Origin of the sequence: Methylobacterium indicum (genome assembly GCF_001043895.1) — a bacterium.
Lineage (GTDB): Bacteria > Pseudomonadota > Alphaproteobacteria > Rhizobiales > Beijerinckiaceae > Methylobacterium > Methylobacterium indicum.
Map to the genome: position 1 here is coordinate 21,339 of NZ_JTHF01000124.1, position 6,465 is coordinate 27,803.

The following is a 6,465-nucleotide window of genomic DNA, read 5'->3' on the forward strand; positions in this document are numbered from 1 at the left end:
GCCGCGAGGCCGGTGCCGAGCATCCAGGCGACCGCGGCCGCCGACGTCAGGTACGGAAACGCAACACGCAATACCATCACCGGCCTCGGACAGGGACGCCCCCAGCTTGGTCACGCGAGGGTTACCAAAAGCCTGCCGGCCCGCCGCGCCGGGTCGGATGGCCGCGGGTCGGGGCCTGCCCGGCGCCGGCATGACGCCCCGCAACCTCCGCACAAGGCAGCCGCGTCACAGAGCGATCAGGCAAGGTCGCCTGCGCTGGGACGGGATTGGCGAAAAGAGATGTCCGGTCGCGAGCAAGCCGAGAGGCTGTGGAGCAACATCGTCGAGCTCGGGCCGCGCCGCCTCGCGGCGCTCGGGCTGATCGGCCTCGTGGTGTTCCTGGCGGTGGGCCTCGGAGCCTACTACCTGAGCCGCCCGGCGCAGGAGACGCTCTATACCGGGCTTTCGCGCGAGGACGTCGCCCGCATCGGCGGCGTGCTCAAGGATGCGGGCATCCGCTTCGACGTCAGCGCCGACGGTGCCGCGGTGCTGGTGCCCTACGGCAATACCGCCCAGGCCCGGATGCTGCTCGCCGAGAAGGGCCTGCCGCAGAGCTCGAAGTCGGGCTACGAGCTGTTCAACGACCTCGGCTCGCTCGGCATGACCTCGTTCATGCAGGAGGTGACCCGGGTCCGCGCCCTCGAGGGCGAGATCGCCCGCACGATCCAGGGCATGAAGGGCGTGCGCGCCGCGCGCGTCCACATCGTGCTGCCCGAGCGCGGCTCGTTCCGGCGCGACCAGCAGCCGCCCTCCGCCTCCGTGGTGGTGCGCACCGAGCCCGCCGACGACCGCAGCGGCGCCCAGGCGATCCGCCAGCTCGTCGCCTCGGCGATCCCCGGCATGAAGCCCGACCGGGTCACGGTGATCGGCGCCGACGGGACCCTGCTCCTGTCGGGCGACGACGGCGCCCAGGCCCCGACCGGCAAGATGGCGAGCCTCGAGAAGGATTTCAGCCGCGAGGTGCAGGACCGGATCCGCCGGGCGCTCACCCCGTATCTCGGCCTCGGCAACTTCGAGGTCAGCGTCGCGGCCCAGCTCAACACCGACAAGACCTCGACCAGCGAGACGACCTACAACCCCGACCAGCAGGTCGCCCGCTCGGTCCGCTCGGTGCGCGAGAACGAGAACAGCCAGAACCGCAGCGCCCAGCGGCCGACCAGCGCGCAGCAGAACCTGCCCGACCAGCGCACCCGTTCGGACGGCAACGACACCGCCAGCAACGAGACCTCCAAGAAGGAGGACCTCACCAACTACGAGATCGGCCAGAAGAGCGTCCAGACCGTCAGCGACGGCTACGCGGTCAAGACCCTCTCGGTGGCGGTGCTGGTCAACCGCTCGCGCCTCGTCCCGCAGGGCGGGACCCAGAACGGCCAGCCGGCCCCGGATGCCGCGGTGGCCGCCGCGATCGAGAAGCAGATCGCCGAGATCGAGCAGATCGTCGCCTCGGCGGCGGGCGCCAGCAAGGACCGCGGCGACACCGTGAAGGTGGCGGCGGTCAGCTTCATCAACGACGGCCAGGCCCTGGAGCCGGTGCCGCCGCTCAGCCTCGCCGACGTGATGATGCGGCAATCCGCGACCCTCATCAACGCGGCCACCATCCTGATCGTCGCCGGCCTCCTGATCTGGTTCGGCCTGCGTCCGGCGCTCCGCGCCATCCTGGCGGTGCCGGAGGCGGCCCAGGCGGAGATCGCCGCCCTCGAGGCGGCCGGCGCCGCGGCGGCCCTGCCGGGCGCCGAGACCGGGGCGCTGCCGGCGCCGGGCGGCGCGCTCGCCGGCGGCCAGGTCCTCCCCGGCCAAGTCGTCCCCGGCCAGCCGGCGCTCGCCGGGCCGGACGGGATGCCCGCCATGGCCAGCCTGATCGAGGACATGGCCGAGAAGGCGAAGAACTCGCCGCAGAAGCGCCTCGAGCAGATGATCGACCTCGACGAGGAGCAGGTCGCCGCCATCCTCAAGCGCTGGCTGCTGCGTGAGGAGCTGGCGTGATGAACGCGGCGATCTCCCGCTACCTGCCGGAATTTCCCGCCGCCCCGGTCGGCGCGCAGCCCGCCGCGCCCGAGACCTTCGACGACCCCTGGGCCGGCCTCGCCCGGGCCCCGCACCGCCCGGCATCTCCCTCCGAAGCGGCTCCGGCCGATCTTCGCGTGGCGGAGGCGCTCCTGCGCGAGATCGTGCAGCCCCTGCCGGTGCCCCGCCCGGCGGCGGCGCAGCCGGCGGCGGAGGCCTTCGCGCCGATCCGGTTCGCCCCGCTGCGGCCCGAGGCTCCGGCGCCCGAGGCCGGTCCGGCTCCGCTCCAGCCCGCCTTCAAGAGCGAGCCGCGGCGGGACTCCAAGCGCGAGACGCCCGAGGAGCGCGCGGCGCTCCTCGCCGCCGCCGAGGAGCGTGGCCGGCAGCAGGGCCTCGCCGAGGCGCGGGAGGAGGCCGAGATCGCCCGCCGCCAGGCGGACGAGGCGGCGGAGCTCCGCCTCGAGGCGGCGCGCCGGCACTGGAGCGCGGCCGAGGCCGAGGCCCTGGCCGACGGCTTCTCGGCGGCGCTCCGCGCCCTCGACGCGACCCTCTCCGACCGGATCGCCCGGCTCCTGGCGCCGGTCCTCACCGACGCGTTGCGCCGCCAGGCGATGGCGGAGCTGAGCGGCGCGCTGGCGCGGCTGCTCGGCCAGCCGCAGGCGGCCAATGTCCGGGTGAGCGGGCCCGAGGACCTCCTGGCGGCGCTCGCCGCCCGGCTCGGCCCCCTCGCCGACACCGTGTCGTTCACGCCCTCGCAGACCGCGGAGGTGCAGGTGAGCGCCGACCAGACCGTGATCGACACCCAGCTCGGCGCCTGGACGCGCCTCATCGCGGCGGCGGTGGCGGAGATCTGACATGTCCGAGGGCCACCAGGAAATCATCATCATCAAGCGCCACGGCGACCACGAGGACGGTCACCACGGCGGCGCCTGGAAGATCGCGCTCGCCGACTTCATGACCGCCATGATGGCGCTGTTCCTGGTGATGTGGCTGATCAACTCGACCAGCAAGGAACAGAAGCAGACCATCGCCGAGTACTTCAACCCGGTGAAGCTCGCCGAGGTCACCCACGACAAGAAGGGTCTTCGCGATCCCCACGACACCCCCTCCGAGCCCGGCGCCGAGGGCGGCAAGGCCGAGGGCAAGGGCGGCGAAGGCAAGGGTGAGGGGAAGGGCGAGGGCAAGGCCGGCGAGGCCGCGCCGGGCAGCCGGGCGCGGGAATCGGCCCTGTTCCAGGATCCCTACGCGGTGCTGGCGCGGCTCGCCGCCGAGACCGACCGCAGCGACGTCGCGAGCGCCGACGCGGCCGCGCTCGAATCCGGCCAGCCCGGCATCAGCGGCGGCGACGCGGCGCGCGATCCGTTCGATCCGCTCTATTGGCAGGTCGAGGCGCTGCCGCGCCACCGCACCGAGCGGCCGGGCAAGGTCGGCACGACGGTCGCGGCCCCCGCCGAGAACCGCCTCGACGCCGCAGGCCAGGTCGCGTCCGCCGCCAAGCCCCGGGACCCGAAGGACGCGCCGGTCCGCGTCGCCTCGGCCGAGGACGGCCTGCCGCTCACGCCGCGGGACCCGGCCAAGGACGCCGCCAAGGACATCGCGAAGGACGCGTCGAAGGACGGGGGCGCCAAGGTCGCCGCCCTGAAGGAGCCGGCGGTCAAGGAGGCTCCGAAGGACCTGGCCAAGGATCCCGCCAAGGATCCCGCCAAGGACGCCGCGAAGGCGGCCGAGACCGCCGCGGTCGCGGCGATGAAGGCCGAGATCGCCAAGGCGGTGGCACCCGCCGCCATCGGCACGCCGATGCCGAACGTCGAGGTGCGCCGTTCCGGCGAGGGCATCCTGATCAGCATCACCGACGACATCGGCTTCAGCATGTTCAATGTCGGATCGGCCGAGCCGACCCCGAAGGTCGTGCGGGCGATCGAGAAGATCGCCAAGATCGTCAACACCCGGCCCGGCCGCATCGTGGTGCGCGGCCATACCGACGCGCGTCCGTTCCGCTCCGAGACCTACGACAACTGGCGCCTCTCGACCGCCCGGGCCCAGATGGCCTCCTACATGCTGGTGCGCGGCGGCGTCGACGAATCGCGCATCGAGCGCATCGAGGGCTACGCCGACCGCGCCCCCCGCAACACCGCCGACCCGAAGGCGGCGGAGAACCGGCGCATCGAGATCCTGGTGCGGGGGCTGCCCGAATGAGGCGCCTGCGGGCCTTCGCGACGGCCGGTATCCTTCTGGCCGGGCTCGCCTCGGCCGCGCTCCCGGCGCGTGCCGGCGGCGACGGGCACGGCGCGCCGGCCGCCGACGCGCATGGCGGCGGCGGTGGCGGACATGGCGGGGGGGGCGGCCACGGCGAGCCGCCCAAGCCGATCGAGCCCCTGCCGGTGGCGCCCCGCGGGCTGCCGGTCGAGCTGGTGCGCACGCTGCAGCTCTTGCAGGACCGCATCGCCCGCGGCTCGACCCAGGCCCACCTCGCCCAGCGCCAGCTCCTCGGCCATATCGAGCAGCGCCTGCTCGCCCTCGAACCCGAGACCTGGGCCGCCCCCGAGAACCTGCGGGCGGCGGTGGTCTTCGCCTTGAGCGGCGGCGGGCCGGCCCTGCTGCGCCGGATGATCGAGACCGGCAAGCTGCCCGAGGCCGATTCGGCCCTGGTGGTCGGCTCGCTCGCCTACCTGGAGGGGAGGGAGCGCGAGGCGCGCACCCTGCTCGGCCGCTACGATCCCCGGACCCAGCCCCCCGGCCTCGCCGGCCAGCTCGCCCTGACCCAGGCGGCGGTCACGGTGCGGGAGGCGCCCCGCAAGGCGATCGAGCTCCTCGACCTCGCGCGGCTCCTCGCCCCCGGCACCCTGGTGGAGGAGGGCGCGCTGCGCCGCGAGATCTTCATCCACGCGCAGGGCGGCGACGCCAAGCGCTTCGAGGTGCTGTCGATCCAGTACCTGCGGCGGTTCCGCCGCTCGGTCTATGCCGGCAACTTCCGCCAGCGCTTCGCCACGGCACTGACCCGCCTCGACTTCGACAGCGACCGGTCCCGTGTCGCCCAGCTCGAACGGATGCTCGACGAGATCGAGCCGAGCGAGCGGCGCGACCTCTACCTCCTGGTCGCCCGGGCCGGGCTGGAGCAGGGCCGGCGCGAGACCGCGACCTTCGCGGCCGAGCGGGCGCTCAGCCTGGCGGGCCCCGACAGCGAGGCCGCCGCCCGGGGCCGGCTCTACCGCGCCGCCGCCCTGATCGTGGCCGAGGGCCGCTACGAGGAGGGGCTCGACGCCCTGCGCGGCGTCGACCGGGCGGGGCTGGCCCCGGCCGACCTCGCGCTCCTCGACGCGGCGCTCTCCACCGCCCGCCAGATCCGCGGCGGCGCCCCGCCGCCGCCCGCCGCCGAGCCGCCTTCCGCCCGCCGCCAGATTCCCGAGGCCGCCTCGATCACCCGCGCGCAGGAGGCGCTCGCGCGGGTCGATCGGATGATCGACAGGACCGACGACCCGTGACCCCCCTCGACGCCATGCTGCAGGGTCCGCGCACCCGTCTCGACGGCGGCCGCACCGCCGGCGAGCCGGCCCGCCCGGACGCCGCCCCCGGCTTCGATGCCGTGCTCGAACTCCTCGAGAGCCGCGAGCGACCGGAACCGCCGGCCCCGCCGGAGGGCGGGACCCCGACCTCCTCCGAGCCCGCCTCCGCGCCGGCCGAGCCGGCCCCCCGCGCGGCGGGCCTCGGCGCGCTTCTCGCCGGCCCGGCCGCGACCCCCGCTCGTCCGGGTGCCGTCGATATCGCTGCCCTGATGGAGCGAGCCGCGAACCGGCCGGCCGTGCCGAACCCCGGGCCCTCGGCGATGGCCGGAGTCGCGATCGCGGCTGTTCCCTCCGCACCGGCGGTCCCCGGCGCGCCGATACCGGCCACGCCGACGACTGCCGAGGCTCCGGCGGCCGGCATCCCCGTGCCCGAGATCGCGTCGCGACCCGTCGCGCCGGACGGCGTTCAGCCCCGGCTCGGGCAGCGGGAAATGCCGGCCGCGACCCGCGAGGCGCCGTCCCGGTCACCAGCGCCGGCCCGGGCCGCCGCGACGACGGACGCGACTGCGCCGGCCACCGATCCGGCGATGCCGGCTTCGGACGGGGCCGAACCGCAGGCCGGGCCGGTGCCGGCCGTGGCCGACCCTCCCCCGGCCGATCCCGTGCCTGCGTCCGGTCCCCTCGCCGTCATCGCGTGGCCGACGCGCCTCGACGCGGCGATGCCCGTTCCGGTCGCCCCGGCGGCTCCCCCCGGCACGCGGGCCGGCGCAGCGGCCTCGGCTTTGCGCATCGTGGCCGACGCTATGCCGGCGCCCGCCGGTTCGCTCCCGACGCTCGCTGCCGGGGTCGCGATGCAGCCGATGGCCTCCGTGGTCGCGCAGGAAACCCATTTCGCCCCGGTCTCAGGCGTTGCCCGTCC

Annotated in this window: 4 protein-coding genes and 1 pseudogene; all 5 read left to right on the forward strand. The window is 75.1% G+C overall.

Annotated features, from left to right (window positions below):
• Nucleotides 1-279: 279 nt before the first annotated feature.
• Complete coding sequence (fliF, locus tag QR78_RS15300; protein WP_048428401.1) at nt 280-2,022, forward strand: flagellar basal-body MS-ring/collar protein FliF; 1,743 nt, start codon at nt 280-282, stop codon at nt 2,020-2,022.
• Complete coding sequence (locus QR78_RS15305; RefSeq protein ID WP_053220939.1) at nt 2,022-2,897, forward strand: hypothetical protein; 876 nt, start codon at nt 2,022-2,024, stop codon at nt 2,895-2,897. The genes fliF and QR78_RS15305 overlap by 1 nt, the downstream gene beginning before the upstream one ends.
• Before the next feature lies 1 nt (nt 2,898).
• Nucleotides 2,899-4,239: a MotB family protein gene (locus QR78_RS15310; RefSeq protein WP_048428402.1), complete on the forward strand. Its 1,341-nt coding sequence runs from the start codon at nt 2,899-2,901 to the stop codon at nt 4,237-4,239.
• Nucleotides 4,236-5,525, forward strand: a complete 1,290-nt coding sequence (locus tag QR78_RS15315; RefSeq protein WP_048428403.1) for a chemotaxis protein MotC — start codon at nt 4,236-4,238, stop codon at nt 5,523-5,525. The genes QR78_RS15310 and QR78_RS15315 overlap by 4 nt, the downstream gene beginning before the upstream one ends.
• Nucleotides 5,522-6,465 (forward strand): annotated as a pseudogene (locus QR78_RS15320) (hypothetical protein); the annotation flags it as partial. The gene QR78_RS15315 and the pseudogene QR78_RS15320, both read left to right, overlap by 4 nt.